Genomic DNA, 20,566 nt, shown 5'->3' on the forward strand with positions numbered 1-20,566 from the left:
AGTTTTAGGTTGGGAGCAGATATCAGTACCATCTCATTTAGATTTGTATAATGAGGAAACTCGAGAGTCTACACTGGAGTTCTTGGGCCTTGTTGAGAAATTCGCTTTGGAAAGAAAGGTGGCTTTAGATTGTAGTCACGCTGAATCGGTATCTGCTGCTGCGTTGCTATTACTATACGCCACTATTGATTCTCTAAAGAGTAATGACAAATCTAAGTTAGTAAGATTCCAAAATTTAAAAGGTAAATTTAAGTTTGCTATCGAAAGATCTGGCTTAAAAGGAATTACTCTGAATAAAGAACCATCAGTAGTCGATGAGCAAACAGGGCCACTACCCGTTATAAAAGGTACTGCGAGAGGTGAAGAGTTTGAAGCTGTAATTGATTATGTTCAGCATCGTATCTTTGAAAATGATATGACGCCCGAAGAGGAGAATATTTGGGCAGCTGCAGTTATGGAAACTGTAAGTAATGTCAAGCTCCATGCTTATGAAGACGCAAGTGATAAGCCTTGGTGGATTATATGCAGTGTCATAGATGACAATCTATATTTGGCGATTTGCGATCGAGGCGTTGGCATACCAAACACGATTAAAGAGCAAGGTTGGATTCGAAGTATAGTGGATAAGTCACCAGCCTTAGTTAAAAGATTACTTTCTGAAGCAGATTCAGATTCTATTGAGTTGTCCATGATGCTTGGCGAGACATCTACAAAAAAAGATAAACATGGCCTAGGTAGTAAAAGTATTCAAGCATTAGTAGATGAAAACCCAGATGGGGCTCTTTGGGTGTTTAGCAATCGAGGGGTATACTACCGTGAAGACCATAGTGTAGAGCTAAAGGACTTTAGCCGTAGTATTTCAGGAACTCTTGTTCAGTGGAACATTAAATTAAAGAATCAGTAAAATGAAGACAATTGTAGTAGTTGAACAATTCCACCCAAGGCCAAAATGGCGATATCGTAGGGAAGGAGATGGTAGTGGTGAAGCTTTTAGAGAAGAGCTGCTTGCACCCGCCTTAAGAGATCATAGTCATGTTACTGTCGATTTGACGGGTTACAACCGCTATGGCCCTTCGTTCGTTTCAGAGGCATTCGGCGGGCTAATTAGAGATGAGCGTTTTAGTCTCGAGGAGCTGAGAAATAAACTGACAATAGTTCATGACAAGCTACCTAGCTTTGCAGGTACATGCTGGGAAGAAATAGAGAAAGCTGCTCAAGAGGAGTAAAAGTGGTCATGGAATTGATTAAAGGGTACCTTGCTCCGTTTCTCACTATCTTAGGTTGGGGTATCGTTTTGTACAATGCGGATCGTATCGCTCTGAGAAATGAAAGTAGATCCTCAATAGATGGTTGTATAAAAAAGCTTGAAGAGTTAATTACGTTAACTCAAGAGTTTATGCATGAAGTTGATAAAACTTCTAGTAAAAAATACCAGTATGAAGGGAAGGTTGCAGCTCTGACGAGTAGCCTTGAAACGAAGAAAGCATACTTACTAAAACGGACTCACAAAGAGTTTATTGTTGCCGATACTTTGGTGTCATTGCGCACCAAACTTAATCCCAACGAATCAAATGATGTTATGGAGGAGGGTATTGAGGTAGCAATGGATCTGATGGAATCTTTAGAGGAAACTTTTTGTAATCGCTTTAGCGCTAAATGGTATCAGTTCGTACCATACTGGATAAGGATCACTTTGCTTGTCGCTGTGTGGTGCCTCATTTATTTTAGTATTGGAGGATACTTTATTGGTAGTCCTTCTGATCGTTAGAACAACACTCTATTAGTTCCATTAATTGCCAGATTACAACAAAGGAGGATTTGTCCTCCTTTGTGGATTTTTTAATCTTTAACTAGAGCGTGATTGACCTAACCTGTTCAATAACTGTGTTATCTATTCTGAATCCCTCACTTAATACGCTCAAGCAACACACTTCCATATGGGGAGCAGGTCAATAGAACTGAATTACCCTGCCAGTTTAAGCCCTTTTCTTCTCGCGAGTGATACATTTCCCTCAGCAGAAGCGGTGATATGATCGCTCCACCAGCACATGAGCTTTCTGCGTTGTTCAAGATACTCTGCTCGATTATAAGCTTTCCTAACTTCATTCTTATCAACATGAGCTAATGCGGCTTCAATAACGTCAGGATTGAATCCTTGCTCGTTAAGAGTGGTACTTGCTAATGCTCTTAGCCCATGAGAAACCAATTGTCCTTCAAACCCCATTCTTTTCAGCGCCATATTAGCACTCTGACTATTTACATGGCTTTTCGGATCTTTGTTACTTGGGAAAATGAATTCTCTATGACCACTGATTGGCTTCATTATTTCTAAAAGTGCCAAAGTTTGATCTGTAAGAGGGATTGTGTGGGGACGCTTCATCTTCATTCTTTCTTCAGGAACAACCCACACTTTATTTTCAAAATCAATGTCCAGCCAACGTGCTGTAGCGCTTTCAATTGGCCTTGTCATCGTGTGTAGCTGCCACTCAAGTAAGCAACGAGTAGATAGTGTAATGTTTGCACCAGCTATAGCTTGCATCAACTCTGGTAGCCTTTCTGGTTCGATAGTTACCATATGCTGGCGTTTAGGGGCTGGAAAGAGCTTGGTGATGTCTGCTAGGTAGTTTACTTCAATGTCACCTGACGCTACAGCAAGACGCATCACCTCGTTGATTATACGGCATAGTCTTTTAACTGTTTCTAAAGTTCCTTGTGCTTTTACTGGCTCAAGAATACTGAGTACCGTTCTGGGTTTGATGTCTTGGATGGGGACATTCCCAAGTTTAGGTAGGATATGTTTCTCAAGAGCACGATAAGCTTTATCTGCTGTTTCTGGTTTTACGCTCTCTCTCTTGAGTGCCAACCATCTATCAGAAAATTTACCAAAGGTATTTTCAAGCTCTGCTCTTTCTTTTAAAAGCTGTTCATCTTTATGCTGTTTTGGATCGATATTGAGAGCTAAAAGAGTTTTTGCTTCAGAACGTCTTTTCCTTGCCTCGGCAAGAGAGACATCAGGAAAACTACCAAAGCTTATGTTGTTTCTTTTTTTTGTTATTGGATGAGTGTATTTCAGAATCCATAACTTTGTGCCATTCGTTTTAACACGCAATTGAAGGCCATCACCATCAGAGAGAGTGTATTCTTTGTCGGATTCTTTAGCTTGTTTAACTTGGGTGTTAGTTAAAGGGACTACTCTTTTTGCCATGATGTACCACCAAAATAGTCGATATTTAGCCGTTGGTACATTCGATGGTACATTAAAACGTGGATGTTACAAGACGAGCATAGACAGCTATAGACAAAGATTACTGGCTAAGTATTGATTTTACTGGGGTAGATAGACGTCGGTAGACATAAATAGAAGAGAAAGTGGTGGCCCCTCACAGACTTGAACTGTGGACCTAACGATTATGAGTCGTGTGCTCTAACCAACTGAGCTAAGGGGCCGACTTAAGATAGTCGTCACTATCGAAAGCGCAAAGAAGTATACGAGGTTTAAAAGCGCTTGTCACCACCGATCTGGCAAGAATTCTGAACTTTGAATTCAACTGCTTATCTGTTGTTCAATCGGCTTATAAGCAGGGGCATAAAATAGAAAAGCCAGCACTGTGGCTGGCTTTTCTGCTCTGTATTAGACGCTGCTAGCGAGTCTATTCATCCAGGAAGGATTTCAAGATCTCTGAACGAGACGGGTGACGCAGCTTACGCAGCGCCTTGGCCTCGATCTGACGAATACGCTCACGGGTCACGTCAAACTGCTTACCCACTTCCTCTAGGGTGTGGTCGGTGTTCATATCGATACCGAAACGCATACGCAATACTTTAGCTTCACGGGCGGTCAGACCGGCAAGCACTTCGTGGGTGGCATTCTTCAGGCTCTCACCTGTGGCGCTGTCCAGTGGCAACTCGAGGGTAGTATCCTCGATGAAATCACCCAAATGCGAATCTTCATCATCGCCGATAGGGGTTTCCATTGAGATAGGCTCTTTGGCAATCTTGAGTACCTTGCGGATCTTATCTTCAGGCATCAACATGCGCTCGGCCAGCTCTTCCGGTGACGGCTCGCGTCCCATCTCTTGTAGCATCTGACGGCTGATACGGTTGAGTTTGTTGATGGTCTCAATCATATGAACCGGGATACGAATGGTACGTGCCTGGTCGGCAATCGAACGAGTGATCGCCTGACGGATCCACCAGGTTGCATAGGTCGAGAACTTGTAACCACGACGGTATTCAAACTTATCTACCGCCTTCATCAGGCCGATGTTACCTTCCTGAATCAGATCCAGGAACTGTAGGCCACGGTTGGTGTATTTCTTCGCGATAGAAATTACCAGACGCAGGTTAGCCTCAACCATCTCTTTCTTTGCACGGCGAGCCTTGGCTTCACCGATAGACATGCGACGGTTGATATCCTTGATGGCGGCAATGGCCAGGCCGGTTTCATTCTCGATGGCGTCGAGCTTGGCGCGGCAACGTTGAACGTCTTCGGCAACCATCTCCAGCCCTTCGGCATAAGGCTTCTTGGCGGCAATCTCTTCGTTGAACCATTCGATGCTGCTCTCGTTAGAGGTGTAGACCTTAACGAAGTTCTTCTTCGGCATCTTGGCCTGCTCGACACACAGCTTCATGATGAGGCGCTCTTGAATACGCACCTTATCCATCATTTCGCGCATGTTCTTTACCAGGCGGTCGAACTGCTTAGGTACCAGACGGAATTCTTTGAAGATCTCGCCAATTTCGAACAGGGCGGCAGTCGCTTCTGGGTGCTCACGACCTTTAACTTCAATCACTTTTAGGGCTTTTTCGTGAGCTTCACGCAGCTGAGTGAAACGCTCGCGCGCTTCTTCCGGATCTGGGCCTTTTGGCGAATCGTCTTCATCGCCGTCTTCGTCCTCGTCATCGCCCTCATCATCTTCGTCGTCGAGATCGTCGTCCGACAATTCCGAGCCGATATGGGTCGCAGTTGGCGCAACATCTTCGGCATTAGGGTCAACAAATCCAGAGATAATGTCCGATAGTCTGACTTCTTCAGCTTCGTAGCGGTCGTATTGCTCAAGGATCATGGCGATCGCTTGAGGATATTCGGCTACAGAGGCTTGAACCGTGTTGATCCCTTCTTCGATACGCTTGGCGATTACGATTTCGCCTTCGCGGGTCAGAAGTTCTACCGTACCCATCTCGCGCATGTACATACGCACGGGATCTGTGGTACGACCCAGTTCAGCTTCAACCGTAGCCAGTGCTGCGGCAGCTTCTTCGGCAGCATCTTCATCTGTGCTGTCTTCAGACATCATGATCTCATCGGCATCCGGCGCCTGCTCATAGACGCGAATACCCATGTCATTAATCATCTGGATAATATCTTCGATCTGGTCAGAGTCGACCATATCTGCAGGCAAGTGATCGTTCACTTCTGCATAGGTTAAATAACCTTGCTCTTTACCTTTGGCAAGCAACAATTTAAGTTGCGACTGCGGAGTTTGCTCCATAGATATCATCCAAGTTGGGTAACTGTTACAACGACGGGCAATATGTGCCGCGCAAATCGTCAATTATAGCCGTGTGCACTGTGCTGTGCTAGTCCAAGTGTTTACTTTGTGAGACAAATTTTGCTCTAAGCTTGCCCTTGGATCACTGCAATGAGCTTTTTAAGTTGCATCCGCTCTTCTTTAGTATGGTGCTGTTTTAAGCTCAATTCCTGATAACGTTGTTCAATATACTGATTGTTCAACCAAATCAGGGCTTTTTTGAACTCTTGCTGAAGGTTTTCATCCGCCACTTGATGCTCCCATTGGGCTAATTTCTTCAGGGTGTCTAGCTGTTCGTCACCCCTGAACTGTTCAAGTAGTTGTGCGCTGTTGACCTTCTCGGCGCGAGTTCTGTCGAGTAAGAGGCTGAGCAAATCTATGCCAGCCATCTTGATATGTTTTAGCGCAGGCTGCACCGGTAGGTTATTACCTAGGTGCGGGTGCTGTACCAGCAGGGCGATGGCTAGTCGCAATGGGGTACCGCGTCCCTTAAGCGCTTTATTTTGCAGGGGCTTATTTGCGTCAATGCGTTTAAAGCCGAGCTTACGCTGCAATTCTTCTGCACTGTTCATGCCGAGCTTGTAGGCGAGATTCTCAAGCAATAGGCTCTGCAGAACTGTGTCTTGTACTTTCTCTATCAGGCTCATGGCTTGTTTGGCCAGGGTGCCTTTGTCCGTGCCATAGCGGCTGGCTAAGGTGTCGAACAGAAATTCCGGTAGTAGCTTGGCCTCGGCAATCAGCTGCTCGAAGGCCGGTTTGCCTATCTGACGCACCAACGAGTCGGGATCTTCCCCTTGAGGCAAGAACATAAATTTTACCTGGTCGCCGGGCTTGAGCAGTGGCAGGGCGGTTTCAAGTGCCCGCCAGGCCGCCTCGGTACCTGCCTTGTCGCCGTCATAGCAGCAGATCACCTCTTTGGCGCTACGCAGCAGCAACTGAAACTGATCTGCCGTGGTCGAGGTGCCGAGTGATGCTACCGCATAGTCGACGCCAAATTGTGCCAGGGCCACCACGTCCATATAGCCTTCGACAATCAGGATCTGACTGGGATCCCTGTGTCTCTGTTTGAGTTCATACAGGCCATAGAGTTCATAGCCCTTATGAAATATGGGCGTTTCCGGCGAATTCAAGTATTTCGGCGTGCCGTCACCTAAGACTCGGCCGCCAAAGCCAATTACTCGGCCGCGGCGATCGCGAATGGGGAACATGAGACGGTCGCGGAACCTGTCGTAACGCTTTCCGCTGTCGTTCTCGATCACCATTCCTGCGGTGAGCAGCTTGTCCTGGGCATCCTGGTTTTGACGATAACGCCCTAAAAGGCCATCCCAACCATCGGGGGCGAAGCCGATGTTGAAGTGCTCAATCACCTCATCGGACAGGCCACGGTGGGCGAGATAGTCGATCACTTTCTGCTTGTCGGTGTGCTGTTTCAGCTGGCTTTGAAAGTAGCGGCTGGCCTCTTCCATCAGTTGGTAGAGGTCGCGGCTTAGGCCTTCGTCGCGGCGTTTGCCTGTGCCTTGCTCTCTGGGGACTTCCAAGCCTAAACGGCCGGCGAGTTCCTCGATGGCATCGACAAAGTCGAGCCTGTCATACTCCATGACGAAATCGATGGCATTGCCATGGGCGCCACAGCCGAAGCAGTGATAAAACTGTTTGTCTCTGCTGACGGTAAAAGAGGGTGACTTTTCGCTATGGAAGGGGCAACAGGCAGAATGATTTTTGCCCGCCTTCTTCAGGGGGACCTTGGCGTCGATAAGATCGACTATATCGGTGCGAGCTACAAGCTCATTAATAAACTCACGAGGTATCGCCATTGCTGTATAAATGCCGCCTTTTCGCGAAATTAAACCGAAAGAGTAGAAACAAACAAGCCGTGCGTAGGCACGGCTCATTCATACATAGAACTTAAGGTTACTTGAGTTTTGCCTTGATCAGTGCGCCTATTGACGCCATGTCAGCTCGCCCTTGTACCTTAGGTTTCAATGCTCCCATTACTTTGCCCATATCCGCCATGGATGATGCGCCTACCTCTTGGATAGTGGCATCGACTAGCTCGGCAACCTCTTCTTCAGAAAGAGGCTTAGGCAGGAAAGTCTCGAGGACTCGAATCTCACCGGCTTCTGCTTGGGCTAGTTCGTCACGACCCGCCGCTTCATATTGAGCGATAGAGTCGCGACGTTGTTTAACCATTTTGGTTAAGACAGCTATGGCTTGATCATCATTCAGCGTCTCGCGGCTATCCACCTCGATCTGTTTGATGGCAGCCAGCGCCATACGAATCGTACCCAGACGCACCTTATCTTTGGCGCGCATGGCTTCCTTCATCTGGTCTTTTAGCTGATCAACTAGGCTCATAAGAGATTAGTATAAACGTACGCGACGCGCGTTTTCGCGAGAAAGCTTCTTAGCAAGACGCTTAACTGCAGCAGCTTTAGCGCGCTTACGTGCAGTAGTTGGCTTCTCGTAGAATTCACGAGCACGAACGTCGGCTAAGATACCAGCTTTTTCACAAGAGCGCTTGAAACGACGTAGAGCTACGTCAAATGGTTCATTCTCACGTACTTTAATAATTGGCATACGCCATCACCCCTTAGGTGTAGTTTGTATTGAGTTAATTTCTTAACCCAAGTTAATTTAAAAATGGTGCGGAATTCTATACCGACTGGCGACCTTTTGTAAACCCCCTTATGGCGATCCTTTTGGGATCCTTTTTCGGGGCAACATCCTTAAGTTTAGCATTTCCTTGTGTCTAAATCGTGGCCGACATCATGACCGACCAGTTGAGGGCCCTTAGTGCATCCCCCATCAACTCTGGGCCCGGCCAGGATCTTTGGGCGGCATAAGGTGAGTGTGCAATCCATTGGTATTTCCGCGGGCAAGCAGGTAAAATTGGCCGCCACTTTATTTAGCGTGACGAGGAAAAATGCGAGTTTTAGGTATAGAGACATCTTGTGATGAGACAGGTATCGCCGTCTATGATGACGAAAAAGGCCTGTTATCTCATGCGCTTTACAGTCAAGTTAAACTACACGCCGATTACGGCGGGGTAGTGCCTGAGCTCGCATCGCGCGACCATGTGCGCAAGATCATCCCGCTGATAAGGCAAGCCCTGAAAGAGGCTAACTGCACTCAGGATGATATCGATGCCATCGCCTACACCAAGGGGCCTGGTTTGGTTGGGGCGCTGTTAGTGGGGGCCTGTGTGGGCCGCTCGCTGGCCTTTGCCTGGGGCAAACCCGCGGTAGGCGTGCATCATATGGAAGGCCATCTGCTGGCGCCTATGCTGGAAGAGGATGTGCCCGAGTTTCCTTTCCTGGCGCTGCTGGTCTCAGGAGGTCACTCTATGATGGTGGCGGTCGAGGGGATAGGTCGCTATCAGGTGCTGGGTGAATCTGTAGATGACGCCGCCGGTGAAGCCTTCGATAAGACGGCTAAGCTGATGGGGCTGGATTATCCAGGTGGACCCAGACTCGCCAAGCTGGCTGCCCAGGGCGAGCCTAACTGCTACCGTTTTCCGCGCCCGATGACAGACCGTCCAGGGCTGGACTTTAGCTTCTCTGGTCTTAAGACCTTTGCCGCCAATACCATCGCCGATGAGCCCGATGATGAGCAGACCCGCGCCAATATCGCCCGCGCCTTCGAAGAAGCCGTGGTCGACACCCTGGCCATCAAGTGTAAACGCGCCCTGAAACAGACTGGCTATAACCGTCTGGTGATCGCCGGTGGCGTGAGCGCCAACAGCCGTCTGCGCGAGAGCCTGGCGGAGATGATGCAGGGACTCGGTGGTAGGGTCTACTACCCGAGAGGCGAGTTTTGTACCGATAACGGCGCCATGATCGCCTATGCCGGTATGCAGCGACTCAAGGCCGACCAGCTAGAGCCGCTTTCCGTTAAGGGAATGCCCCGCTGGCCGCTGGACTCGCTACCGCCGGTCTAATCAACTCGCTCCTTATCGTTGCGACAAAAGCCCTTCTTAAGTAGGGCTTTTTTGTATTCGGTGAACCTATGATTTTGCTTAAACGACAGGCTTAGCTCAGCTGCTGAGCTATGCGGGTTAACTATTGTACGGGTTAACTATTGTGCGGGTTAGCTATTGTGCGGGTTAATTGGGATAAGGCTTAGTTGCCGTCGGTGCGCTTCTTACGCGATACCTTAGACTCTTCGCCCTTGAGCAGGCGATGAATGTTTTCCTTGTGGCGTATGATGATCAGCAAGGAGAGCATGGCCACGGGCACGGTAAAGCGCTCGTCGAAATACCAGGTATAGGCTGGGGCCAGCAGGGCGGTGACTATGGCGGCCAGTGAGGAGTAGCGGCAGATCAATACCACTATGACCCAGGTGGCGATCAGTGCCAGCGACAGATCGGCACCTATGGGCGCCATGGCGCCGAAGGCAGTCGCGACACCTTTTCCGCCCTTAAACTTAAAGAAGATGGGGAAGATATGGCCCAGACAGGCGGCGATGGCGATCACCCCGAGGGAGACGGCGTCGACGCCGAAACGGAAGGCGACATAGGCGGGCACCGCGCCCTTGAGCATATCGAACAGCAACACCATGGCGGCGGCGCTGGCGCCACCGATACGCAGCACATTGGTTGCGCCTGGATTGCCTGAGCCTTGGCTACGAGGATCGGGTAATCCTCTGAGTCGACAAACTAGCACGGCACTGGATATCGAGCCTGCCAGGTAGGCGGTCAATATCATCGCTAGAGTCAGCAGCGTTAAGCTCAAATTGGTTTCCTTATCCTTCTTAAGGTATTATCCCGCCCTAGTTATTGAGGCGGCTGATTAAACCTAGTATTTTACGCACTGGTTGATTGGCCATGTAATGATAACGGGCGATTTGGCATCCGTTTTCTTATCCCTGATTCGTTGTCATTACAGTCGCTTATCCTACTTGGGTTTTCGGCTGTACGAAAGGGGAAATCACAGATATCTGTGTGATCCGGGGCATTATAACCATATTGGTCCTTGTAGCTTATTAGACCTCTTCTATTACCTAAATTTTTGCCTATCGGGAGGCATCATGGACAAGGTACTTATTTCACAGCTTAAAGTCGAAACCGTGATCGGTATTTACGAGTGGGAAAAGCAGATCCATCAAAATCTGCTGATCGACCTCGAGATGGCCTGGGACAATAGTCTGGCGGCCGCCAACGACGACTACCAACATGCCCTGTGTTACGAGACCGTCTCTAACCGGCTCACGGCCCTGATCACCGAGAAGCCGATAGAACTCATTGAGACGGTGGCGCAGATCTGCGCCGACTGTGTGATGGATGAGTTTGACGTGCCTTGGGTGAAGGTGAGGGTGATGAAGCCCGGCGCCGTGCCCAGCGCGCAGGCCGTGGGTGTCGAGATAGAGCGAGGTCATCTGTAACCTTATGGCACGCATCTTCATTAGCATTGGCAGTAATATTCACCCTGAGGGCTACTTTAACGCCGCCCTCAAGGCCTTAAACAGCCATTTCGATAACCTATGCCTCTCCAGCGTATTTGAGAGCGAGGCGGTCGGTTTCGATGGCAGCAATTTTCTCAACATGGTGGTAGCCGCCGATACCCAGCTTGGTATTGCCGAGGTGGTGGCGCTGTTTAAGCAGATAGAGTCGGATAATGGCCGGCTGCCGGGGGCGAAGAAGTTTAGCCCTCGCACCCTAGATCTCGACCTGTTGCTCTATGACGACTTGGTGACCGAGACGCCCATAGTGCTGCCGCGCGCCGAGATCACCACCAATGCCTTCGTGCTCTGGCCGCTGGCGGAGATCGCCCCCGAGCGGGTCCATCCCGTGGCGCAGCTTTCTTATCAGACCCTATGGGACAATTATGATAAGTCGCAGCAGAAGCTGTGGCCTGTCGAATTTCAATGGTCTTATTAATTTCATTAGCCGACCCAAATCGTAAAGGATAATCATGGATATTTTTCAGGTAATAGTCTTGGCCCTTATCCAAGGCCTGACTGAGTTTTTACCTATCTCTAGCTCTGCCCACCTCATCTTACCCGCCCAGCTGCTTGGTTGGCAGGATCAGGGGCTAACCTTCGACGTGGCGGTGAATACCGGATCCTTATTGGCCGTGGTGATCTATTTTCGCCGTGAGCTCTTCTCCATGTTTACCGCCTGGACCGGCAGCCTGGTGACGCGTCAGCAGACCCAGGAGAGTAAGCTGGCCTGGTGGATCATTCTGGCAACCATTCCTGCGGTGATCTTTGGCTTTACCGCCAAAGACTTCATCTCGACTCACCTGAGAAACATCGAGGTGATCGCGACAACGACTATCGTCTTCGGCTTGCTGCTGTGGTGGGCCGATAAGTTAAACCGAGAAGGTTTTAGCGAGTTTCAGGTGGGCTGGAAGAAGGCGCTGCTGATCGGCTTCGCCCAGGCGATGGCGCTTATCCCAGGTACCTCACGCTCAGGCGCGACCATTACCGCGGCCTTAGCACTGGGCCTAAGCCGTGAGGCGGCGGCGCGCTTCTCGTTTCTCATGTCTGTGCCCGTCAGCCTGGGCGCGGCTATATTAGTGGTGAAAGATCTGCTCTCCAGTCAGGAGGCGATCGATTATCAGGCGCTGGTCTTGGGTACGGCGCTGTCATTTGTGGCCGCCTATCTCTGTATCCATTACTTCCTGAAGATCATCAGCCGCATGGGGATGACGCCTTTCGTTATCTATCGTCTCGCCTTAGGGGCTATCCTATGTGTAGTGATTTTTGCCTGATGGCCGCGAAGTTAAGTTATTAAGAGAGCCCTATGAATAGTCATTATTTGTGTCCCCTCTGCCAAGCGCCGCTGATGGTGCATCAAGGCAGCCAGGGGCTGCACTGCGCCAACAAGCACCATTTCGATAAGGGGCCGCAGGGTTACTGGGTGTTCAGTCAGCCCAAGAAGCCTCATATCGATTCGCGCCAGTTAATGCGCGCCAAACACTTCCTGTTGGAGTCTGGTATCTTCGCCCCCGTGGTTGAGGCCATTCAGCGTCAGCTTAGTCAGTCTTTGCCGAGGGATGCCACACTTTCGCATCTGGATGTCGACAGCGGCGAGGGCTATTACCTGCGGGCGCTGGCAGGCGTGTTTAACGCGCTTGGCCAAACCTATGAGCAGACAGGCGTTGCCGAGGCGGAGAATGCCCTGTTTGTGGCGGCGAAGGCCCAGCCTGAGGCCAATCTGGTTCAGAGCCAGCTCAAGGTTCTGCCTTTCGCTGATGCCAGCTTCGATCTGGTGAGCCTGTTCGATAAGCCGCTCAAAGGCAAGGAGCCCCTGCGGGTGCTTAAGTCTGGCGGCACCTTTATCTGGTTATCGCCAGGACCACGTCACCTGTGGCAGATTAGAGAGTTTATCTATCCTAACTTAGCCGAGAAAGGCGGTGAGCCGCAGCAGCCTAAAGGTGTCACCCTGGTGGCGAGCGAGCGCATTACTTATTCCCTGGCGCTCAGCGGCGAGCAGGCGCTGACGTTGCTTGAGATGACCCCCTTTGCCTGGCGGGCCAACGATAAGATAAAGCGGCAGATCGCCCTGCAGGATTTTGCGGCGTTGGAGATAGATCTTTACCTCACCCTAGCGACGAAAGATGCTTAGGTGAAAGTACATTTGTTCACCACTAGAAAATCCCGGCGGCTCGGGTTACCCTTTGAGCCAAACCTTTAACTCGATTTTTGGAAAACCGTTTTGATGATGCGTAAATTGCTGTTGCTCATCTTGAGTCTCGCACCACTGCAGTTACTTGCTAATGTCTATTCCCTGCCGGCCAATGGCGGCCGCCTCATCGGCGAGCTGCAGACCCATGTGGTCGAGAAGGGCGACTACTTCAAAACCATCGCCGATAAATACAATATCGGTATCTTGGAGTTGATGGAAACCAATCCTGGGGTGGATCCTTTCCTGCCGACTCCGGGCACCCAGTTGGTGATCCCCACTCAAATGTTGCTGCCGGACGTGCCGCGCAAGGGCATAGTGATCAACCTGCCGGAGCTGCGTCTCTACTATTTTCCTAAGAATGGCCGCGAGGTGCATGTCTTTCCTGTGGGCATTGGCCGCATCGGTCGTGAAACCCCGGAGATGACCACCAAGATCAAGGCGCGTATCCCTAACCCGAGCTGGACGCCGCCGGCGAGTTTGCGCGCCGAGCATCTGCGTGAGCGTGGCGAGGTATTGCCGCCCGTGGTGCCCGCTGGCCCGGATAACCCCCTGGGTAAATACGCCATGCAGCTCTCCTATGGCGATGGCAGCTACCTGATCCACGGCACCAACAAGGATTTTGGTATCGGCATGCGCGTCAGCGCAGGTTGTATCAGGCTAAACCCAGATGATATCGAGTGGTTGTTTCACCAGGCTAAATATGGCGACAGCGTGCGGGTGATCAATCAAACGGTAAAGATTGCTACCGAGCCTGATGGCCGTCAGATCATCGAGGTGCATTCGCCCCTGTCTAAGACGGAAGATCAGCCCCGTGAGAAGGTGATCAGCCTGAGCAGCAAGGTGGTGAAATTTATTAGCCAGGAGAGCGTCGATAACACCAAGGCAAACGATGCCCTGCTGACCCAGAACGGCATCCCTATGGTGATCTCACATCCACCGCTAACGGCGGCTCAGGATTTAGAGATCACTCCCTAGATTTTAGAAGCTTAGGTTTGAGTGACTGGTGACTATATCTAAGGCGTCCATAGGGCGCCTTTTTTGTGGGCGTTTTTTAGTGGAGGTCTGGAGTGAGTGTCGCGAATAGGCGGTGCTACAGGCTAAAACGAAAACTAAGATACAGTCGGTGCAGCTTAGAGGATGAGCTGAGTCAGAGAAATTTCAGATGAAGAGTGGGGAATAACGAGCTTAGGAGAGACTTGAAAGTTAACGCAGTGGGGGAAAACATATCGGCAACACAGATGTGTTGCCGATACAGACACATTACTTCTTGTAAGAAGAAGCGATGTTGTCGATGCGGTCGTTAGCACGCTTAGCTTCAGCTTGTGCGTCCATCGCAGCAGCTTTTGCATCTTTAACGTCAGCAGCAAGAGCACCTTGCTCAGACTTCAGAGAGCTAACTTCAGCTGATAATTGATCAACTTTGTTGCCTAGGTTAGCAACGCTTTCTTCTAGAGCAGTAGTGTTTGCGCAACCACCAAGAAGGGCAGTCATTGCTACGCCAGCAATCATCAGTACTTTTTTGTTCATTGGGAAATCCCTTTAAATAAGTTGGATTGAGTTGGAGCAGCCGAAAAGTACAACTGCAACTGGTTAATTATGTCATAGCCATTTTATTTTGCTATGAATTTTCACCCTAAGGTCGTAATACAATATCTTATGATTGTGCAAAATCAAGCTTGTCGAGGGTTTTTGCTCAAATTTTGGCTAATGATCACTAAAACTTAACCTTGGATTAGCTATGGCTTTGCATTTACGGCGGTTTTTCGCTTGTACTGCTCGATGACCTCGACCCTTTGCTTGTGTAATTCCGCCTTGATATCGGCGCCTTTGAATCCCGCCTCTATGATAGGTTTTATCTCGACCCCGCGCGCCAGCTCAAAACAGTGCTGCACATAGGCCCCTTGGGGGTATGGACGCTCCTCCAGGCCTGTGCGCCCCTTGCTGTCGGCTTCGCAGGCCAGCAGGAGTTGCGGCAGTCGCTCGGGCTTACGCCAGAGATCGGCCTTGTCGAACAGCTTGACCATGGTCTCGGCTCGTAGCTCCAAGGCATTATGGATGTTCTGATGCTGGTCACTCACCAAGAGGGCCAGATCCCGGTAGTCGTTGGGGACGCGAAACCGCTCGCACAGGGCACGAATGAGCGGCAGGCCTTTTTGGCCATGGCCGTGATGTTTCGGCAGATGCTCCTTAGGCGACAGCGCCTTGCCAAGGTCGTGCACCAGGGCGGCGAAGCGCACTTGCTTGTCCTGGCTGAGTCTGGCGGCTTGCTCAAGCACCATGAGGGTGTGTATGCCGGTATCTATCTCTGGGTGCCACTGCTCTGGCTGTGGGATGCCAAACAGGGCTTCTATCTCAGGAAAGAGTATCGCCAGGCCGCCAGCTTCTCTGAGCACTTCGAAGAACACCTGGGGCGCCTCTGTGGTTAGCGCCTTATCCAGCTCCTGAAATACCCGCTCTGGCGTTAGCGCCTCGAGCTCACCGCTTGCAGCGATGCGTTGCATCAGCGCCATGGTCTCTGGGGCGACCTTAAAGCCCAGCGGTTGAAAACGGGCGGCGAAACGGGCGACCCTGAGCACTCGTAGCGGATCTTCGACGAAGGCGTCCGACACATGCCTGAGCAGGCGCTGCTCGATATCGGCCTGGCCGCCATAGGGATCGAAGACTTGCCCCGTTTCATCCTGGGCGATGGCGTTGATGGTGAGATCCCGCCTCAGCAAATCTTCTTCCAGGGTGACATCCGGCGCCGCGTAGACGCTAAAGCCGCCATAGCCGACGCCTGTCTTACGCTCGGTGCGCGCCAGGGCATACTCCTGCTGGGTCTTGGGGTGGAGAAATACGGGGAAGTCTTTACCCACCTGGCGATAGCCTTTGTCGAGCATCTCTTGCACTGTCGCACCCACCACCATGTAGTCACGATCTTTAATGGGAATATTGAGTAACTGGTCGCGGACGGCGCCGCCAACTAAATAGATCTTCACGTCTCACCAAGGGAAATCTTTGTATTGGCCTAAGCTTATCATGGCAAGTCGTCGGGCCGCACCCTTTCGCGGCTTAGATAGCAGGCTTGAGGCGCTGCTTTGGCGCAATTATTTGGGGGGAATTTTTGACAACGTCTCCCCTAGGGATTAATTTGAACCGTCATTATTATTTTGGGACTGAGACGGCATGTACAAGGCGTTTTACGGACTTAGCGATAACCCGTTTTCGATCGCACCCAATCCTCATTATCTGTTCCTGAGTGACAGGCATCGTGAGGCGTTGGCTCATTTAACCTATGGATTGGGTGAAACCGGTGGTTTTGTTTTGTTAACCGGCGAGGTGGGCACGGGAAAGACCACAGTGTCGCGCTGCCTGCTCAACCAACTGCCTGAAAATACCGATACCGCCTTTATCCTTAATCCCTCGCTGACCGAGCTTGAGTTGCTGGCCACCCTGTGTGACGAGCTGGGGGTGCATTATGGCGAGTCGCCCACCCTGAAACAGCTCACCGATAAGCTGAGTCAGTTTTTGCTGGCCAACCATGAGAAGGGGCGCAATACCGTCCTGATCATCGACGAGGCGCAGCATCTTCGGGCCGAGGTGTTGGAGCAGCTCAGGCTGCTGACCAACCTGGAGACAGATACCAAGAAGCTGCTGCAGGTGATCCTCATCGGTCAGCCGGAGCTACAACAGCTACTCAAGCGTCAGGAGCTCAGGCAGCTGGCCCAGCGCATCACGGCGCGTTATCACCTGCTGCCATTGACCCAGCAGGAGATTGCCCTCTATGTGCAGCACAGGCTACAGGTGGCCGGGCGTCATGAGCCGCTGTTTCACCGCAGCGCCATCAAGACGCTCCACCAATACAGTGGCGGTATTCCGCGTCTGATTAACCTCTTGTGTGAACGTGCTCTGATGGCAGGTTATGCCCAGTCTAAGGTGCCTATCGACGCCAATATGGTGAGAACCGCCGCCAGCGAAGTCTTGGGCGAGGAGATCAAACAGCGAAAACTGCTGTGGCCGGCGACGGCCGCAACGCTTATCCTGGCGACCTTTGCGGGCGCCTTCTACTTCTTTAACCTGCAGGGGCAGGGCGGCATAGCTCAGGCAAACACAGCTCAGGCAAATATGGCCCAGGCCGGCACAACGCTGGCCAATGAGCCGAGTGCCACCGGTGCACAGCAGGCTAATCAGAACCATTCGCAAGCCGTCCAGCAACAAACTCAGCCACAAGCTCAAACCAATCTGGCAAGCCGCCAAGTTGAAGAGAGCCATGCCAGCCTGAGCGCCGATCAGCGCATATTGCGTCAGGCGATCAATCAGAGCCGCAGCATAGATACCGCCTACGCCGCCATACTCGGGTTGTGGGACAAGGCGCCCTACGTTGGCCTGACCGCCTGTCAGTCGGCCAAGCAGCAGGGGCTGGATTGCTTCCAGCAGCAGGGTAACTGGCACTCTTTGGTACGCCTTAACTATCCCGCCGTGGTCTATCTACAGGATGAGCGCGGCGAGCCCTTCTACGGTACCGTCGTGTCCCGCCAGGGCGAGCAGTTGTTGCTGCAGCTGGCTGAGCAGCAGCTGTGGGTCGACAGAGACTGGTTTACCCGCCACTTTGCCGGCACCTTCGAGCTCTTGTGGCAGGCACCAAGCTATCAGCCTAAGGAGATAGGTCGAGGCTCGGCGCCGGCGCAGATCCAGTGGCTGGAAAATGCCCTTGCGCAGATCCAGAACAAGCCCGCCCGTCTGGTGAACTATTTCGATGCCGAGCTGGAGCAATCCCTGATGGATTTCCAGCGTCAGCATGGCCTGCGCGCCGATGCCATCGCCGGTAGCCAGACCTTAGTACAGCTCAATCTCTACCTCAGCGATAAGGGCCCGAGATTGCAGGAGCAGCAAGCGGGATTGCAGGGAAGAGTGCAAGGCGAGGGACGCTACTGATGTCTATCCTTCTCGATGCGGTGACCCGCGCGAAACAGCAAGATCAACAGCTAGACCCTGTGATCACCCCAAGGGCCCAGTATGAAGCGATGCAGCCCAAGTGGCTTCTGGTCGTCAAATTAGGCTTGTTGGGCACAGGCCTTGGCGGAGCCATCGCCCTCGCCTGGGTGCTCAGTGGGCAGGGAGAGCTAGGCGCGCAAAAGCAGGCCGCATCAGTATCTAGCATATCTAGCCAACAAACCACTGCGATGCAGACACAAGCCCTGCCCCAGCAACAGTCCCAGCAACAGCGAGTGGCTGAACAGTCGGCTGCTCAGCCGACTCTGGATCAGAATCCTCAGACAGGCATTAAGCTGGCGGGTAAGGTTGCCCTGCCATTGCCGGTGGAGCGCCCCAGCGCTCAAGCCCGGACGAGTGAACCCTTGACGGCATCTACCACTCAGCCAAGGCGTCAGCAGGCCGCGCAAAGCGGTGTAAACACTAGCCTTGCGAATACTAGCAATTTGAATAACCAGAGCTTTGCGAACAACCAGGGCGCCGAGGAGCCGATCATCTTAGGTGCCAACGCCAATCAGCGTGGGCGCGAGCTGCTCAGCTCTCTCAAGGCGCAGGTGGATGAGGCGGCGGCCGATGTCGGCCTGGACGCTGTCTATGCCGAGGAGCAGCGCGCAAATCAAGACTTAGCAGAGGCTTTCGACCAAGCAAGTGAGCAACAAGCAGAGCCGGAAGCCCAGCAGCGCCCAGTGGTGAAGGATACCAGCAAGCTGGTCGCTGCCTTCGAGGCGGCGCTCAAGGAGGTGGAGAAGGAGAACGCCGTCGCCACCCCGGTGACCCAGCCTAAGCTGGACCCTATTCCAGCGGCTCAGCCCGACGAGCTGCCCAAGTATGGCCAGCTACCTGCTGGCATTCAGTTGCAGGTGCCCGAGTTTAATATTTTGGCCCATGTCTATGCCAACGATCCTAAGAACCGCTGGCTGAATGTGGATGGCGCCGAACTGCAACAGGGTGACATGATTGGTGGCAAGTTGAAGATAGTCGAGATACGCCCGAGGGATGTGGTGTTAGAGGTGGCCGGTACCGAGTTTAAGGTGCCCGCTATCTAAGCGCAATTTGAGTAGCTGCTTAGCCTAAGTCTGCAGATGCTAAATCAGTAAGAAAAAAGGCGATGAATCATTCATCGCCTTTTTCGTTTGAGTCTTGTTTAGTCTCAGTGCCTAGATAAAGAGTGTCTAGACAAAGAATGCCTAGCCAAAGAACTCGTAGGCCAGTAGCAGGGTCAGACCGTAACCACAGGTATAACACAGGGCCAGTGCAGGCACGTACTTGAGGTAGGTGACGAAGGTGAGCTCTTTCACCTTACTCATGGCGATGATACCCGCCGCACTACCAATTACCAGCAGAGAGCCGCCCACGCCTACAGAGTAGGTGAGGCCCAGCCACTCTGGGGTGTTAAGCACAGGTTCGGCCTTCAATAGCGCCGCGGTGAGCGGTACGTTATCCAGAATGGCCGAGCCGATACCCGTCACGAAGTTAGAGATGTTAGGGTCAAACTTGGCATAGACATCTGTCAACAGATGCAGGGTGCCAATCTCTTTTAGCATGCCCACGAGCAGCAAGATCCCCAGGAAGAAGAGCAGGGTTTCGAACTCTACCTGACGGATATATTCGAGGATCTGTAGCTCCTCCTTGTTGCTGCGCTGCAGCGTGCCCATCAGGAACATCACCGACAGACCCGACAGGAAGGTCAGCACAGGTGGAATACCGAAGAAGATGTTGAGCACCATGGTCATTATGATGGTGATCAGGAAGATGAGGGCGATAAACACATCCAGCTTGTTGTATTGGCGCTTGATGGGAGTGGTGCTCACATAGCCTTCCGCCTTAAGCGAGAAGAGCACCGCCAGCAGCATCACACTGGCCGCCGCCGGGATAAATAGCATAAGTAGCTGCGAGATATGGACATGGCCGCCGAGGAAGATCATCAGGGTCGTCACGTCACCTGTGATCAGCGCCACACCGCCCGAGTTCACCGCGAAGATGATGAGTACCGACATGCGACGCTTCATCTGGCTTTCGAGTTGGAAAGTGGTCAACAGGCCCAAGGAAACCAGGGTCGCGGTGACGTTATCACAGATGGCCGATAGCACCAGGGAGAAGAGCGCCACCTGTATCATCAGCATGCGCACGGAAACCTTCTGGGGGAACAGCTTCTGCACCAGGATCTGAATCATGCCCTTGGCGTTCAGGTAGGCCACGAAGGTCATGGTGGACATCAGGAAGAGCCAGAGGGTGGCGATTTCCAACAGGTTGTGGTCCAGCTCCTCTGCCACTAGGTGCTGGTGGCTGGGATCCCGCGCCGCAACAAACAGGGTGATCCAGGCAACACAGCCGAAGAAGAGGGTGGTTTTAGCCTTATTAATGTGGGTAACTTCTTCAAAAATAATGCTTAATAGCGCTAGCACAGCAAGTGTGATCAGGAAAATGTTGAGCATAC

20 protein-coding genes and 1 tRNA gene are annotated in these 20,566 nt (G+C 51.7%); 11 read left to right on the top strand and 10 right to left on the bottom strand.

Translation table 11 applies throughout. The features are described 5' to 3' along the window. Positions 1-118 precede the first annotated feature (118 nt). Genes AYI87_RS07830 through AYI87_RS07840 form a run of 3 tightly spaced genes read left to right on the top strand, consistent with a single transcriptional unit; the run spans position 119 to position 1,768 of the window. On the top strand, positions 119-904 hold the full coding sequence (locus AYI87_RS07830; RefSeq protein WP_186300585.1) for a hypothetical protein: 786 nt from the start codon (positions 119-121) through the stop codon (positions 902-904). Position 905: 1 nt separating this feature from the next. Further along, complete coding sequence (locus AYI87_RS07835) at positions 906-1,226, top strand: STAS-like domain-containing protein (RefSeq protein ID WP_032477057.1); 321 nt, start codon at positions 906-908, stop codon at positions 1,224-1,226. Between the two features lie 8 nt (positions 1,227-1,234). Further along, the gene (locus AYI87_RS07840) at positions 1,235-1,768 is read left to right on the top strand and encodes a hypothetical protein (RefSeq protein ID WP_144201033.1); all 534 of its coding nucleotides are present in this window, start codon (positions 1,235-1,237) and stop codon (positions 1,766-1,768) included. A gap of 195 nt (positions 1,769-1,963) precedes the next feature. On the opposite strand, the gene AYI87_RS07845 is transcribed toward AYI87_RS07840, so the two are convergent. The 6 genes from AYI87_RS07845 to rpsU form a co-directional block, all read right to left on the bottom strand. Further along, the gene (locus AYI87_RS07845; protein WP_071187168.1) at positions 1,964-3,205 is read right to left on the bottom strand and encodes an integrase domain-containing protein; all 1,242 of its coding nucleotides are present in this window, start codon (positions 3,203-3,205) and stop codon (positions 1,964-1,966) included. Between the two features lie 165 nt (positions 3,206-3,370). Continuing rightward, positions 3,371-3,447 (bottom strand) — tRNA-Ile (locus tag AYI87_RS07850). Positions 3,448-3,650: 203 nt separating this feature from the next. Next, the gene (gene rpoD / locus AYI87_RS07855; RefSeq protein ID WP_144201035.1) at positions 3,651-5,492 is read right to left on the bottom strand and encodes an RNA polymerase sigma factor RpoD; all 1,842 of its coding nucleotides are present in this window, start codon (positions 5,490-5,492) and stop codon (positions 3,651-3,653) included. A 125-nt stretch (positions 5,493-5,617) separates the two neighbouring features. Then, positions 5,618-7,345 (bottom strand): DNA primase, encoded by a 1,728-nt coding sequence (gene dnaG / locus AYI87_RS07860; RefSeq protein ID WP_144201037.1) that lies wholly within the window; start codon positions 7,343-7,345, stop codon positions 5,618-5,620. Between the two features lie 97 nt (positions 7,346-7,442). Then, positions 7,443-7,886, bottom strand: a complete 444-nt coding sequence (locus tag AYI87_RS07865; RefSeq protein ID WP_144201039.1) for a GatB/YqeY domain-containing protein — start codon at positions 7,884-7,886, stop codon at positions 7,443-7,445. 6 nt (positions 7,887-7,892) lie between these two features. Continuing rightward, complete coding sequence (rpsU, locus tag AYI87_RS07870; protein ID WP_006080725.1) at positions 7,893-8,108, bottom strand: 30S ribosomal protein S21; 216 nt, start codon at positions 8,106-8,108, stop codon at positions 7,893-7,895. Between the two features lie 346 nt (positions 8,109-8,454). Here rpsU and tsaD point away from each other — a divergent pair, with 346 nt between their 5' ends. Beyond that, a complete protein-coding gene (tsaD, locus tag AYI87_RS07875; protein ID WP_144201041.1) occupies positions 8,455-9,468 on the top strand; it encodes a tRNA (adenosine(37)-N6)-threonylcarbamoyltransferase complex transferase subunit TsaD in 1,014 nt (337 codons plus the stop codon). Positions 9,469-9,649: 181 nt separating this feature from the next. On the opposite strand, the gene plsY is transcribed toward tsaD, so the two are convergent. Further along, on the bottom strand, positions 9,650-10,261 hold the full coding sequence (gene plsY / locus AYI87_RS07880; RefSeq protein WP_144201043.1) for a glycerol-3-phosphate 1-O-acyltransferase PlsY: 612 nt from the start codon (positions 10,259-10,261) through the stop codon (positions 9,650-9,652). Between the two features lie 295 nt (positions 10,262-10,556). Between plsY and folB the strand changes: the two genes are divergently transcribed. The 5 genes from folB to AYI87_RS07905 all read left to right on the top strand — a co-directional run bounded on the left by folB (position 10,557) and on the right by AYI87_RS07905 (position 14,133). Then, positions 10,557-10,910 carry a dihydroneopterin aldolase gene (gene folB, locus AYI87_RS07885; RefSeq protein ID WP_011864806.1) on the top strand — a complete coding sequence of 118 codons (354 nt, stop codon included), beginning with the start codon at positions 10,557-10,559 and terminating at the stop codon, positions 10,908-10,910. 4 nt (positions 10,911-10,914) lie between these two features. Beyond that, positions 10,915-11,406: a 2-amino-4-hydroxy-6-hydroxymethyldihydropteridine diphosphokinase gene (gene folK / locus AYI87_RS07890; RefSeq protein ID WP_144201045.1), complete on the top strand. Its 492-nt coding sequence runs from the start codon at positions 10,915-10,917 to the stop codon at positions 11,404-11,406. Positions 11,407-11,440: 34 nt separating this feature from the next. Next, a complete protein-coding gene (locus tag AYI87_RS07895) occupies positions 11,441-12,241 on the top strand; it encodes an undecaprenyl-diphosphate phosphatase (RefSeq protein ID WP_144201047.1) in 801 nt (266 codons plus the stop codon). Positions 12,242-12,273: 32 nt separating this feature from the next. After that, positions 12,274-13,098, top strand: coding sequence for a putative RNA methyltransferase (locus AYI87_RS07900; protein WP_144201049.1), 825 nt, complete (start codon positions 12,274-12,276; stop codon positions 13,096-13,098). A gap of 93 nt (positions 13,099-13,191) precedes the next feature. After that, a complete protein-coding gene (locus AYI87_RS07905; RefSeq protein ID WP_011864810.1) occupies positions 13,192-14,133 on the top strand; it encodes a L,D-transpeptidase family protein in 942 nt (313 codons plus the stop codon). A gap of 285 nt (positions 14,134-14,418) precedes the next feature. Here the strand turns inward: AYI87_RS07905 and AYI87_RS07910 are convergent, their stop codons facing one another. Continuing rightward, entirely contained in the window at positions 14,419-14,685 is a 267-nt protein-coding gene (locus AYI87_RS07910; RefSeq protein WP_011864811.1) for an Lpp/OprI family alanine-zipper lipoprotein, read from the bottom strand. Between the two features lie 209 nt (positions 14,686-14,894). Beyond that, positions 14,895-16,136, bottom strand: a complete 1,242-nt coding sequence (locus tag AYI87_RS07915; protein ID WP_144201051.1) for a multifunctional CCA addition/repair protein — start codon at positions 16,134-16,136, stop codon at positions 14,895-14,897. Positions 16,137-16,323: 187 nt separating this feature from the next. Between AYI87_RS07915 and AYI87_RS07920 the strand changes: the two genes are divergently transcribed. Then, positions 16,324-18,072, top strand: coding sequence for an ExeA family protein (locus AYI87_RS07920; RefSeq protein ID WP_144201053.1), 1,749 nt, complete (start codon positions 16,324-16,326; stop codon positions 18,070-18,072). Further along, positions 18,072-19,175 (top strand): general secretion pathway protein GspB, encoded by a 1,104-nt coding sequence (locus AYI87_RS07925; RefSeq protein WP_144201055.1) that lies wholly within the window; start codon positions 18,072-18,074, stop codon positions 19,173-19,175. Before AYI87_RS07920 ends, AYI87_RS07925 begins: the two co-directional genes overlap by 1 nt. Before the next feature lie 141 nt (positions 19,176-19,316). On the opposite strand, the gene nhaD is transcribed toward AYI87_RS07925, so the two are convergent. Then, the gene (gene nhaD / locus AYI87_RS07930) at positions 19,317-20,564 is read right to left on the bottom strand and encodes a sodium:proton antiporter NhaD (RefSeq protein ID WP_144201056.1); all 1,248 of its coding nucleotides are present in this window, start codon (positions 20,562-20,564) and stop codon (positions 19,317-19,319) included. Positions 20,565-20,566 lie beyond the last annotated feature (2 nt).

It is taken from the genome of Shewanella sp. KCT (assembly GCF_007636505.1).
Classification (GTDB): Bacteria; Pseudomonadota; Gammaproteobacteria; order Enterobacterales; family Shewanellaceae; genus Shewanella; species Shewanella halotolerans.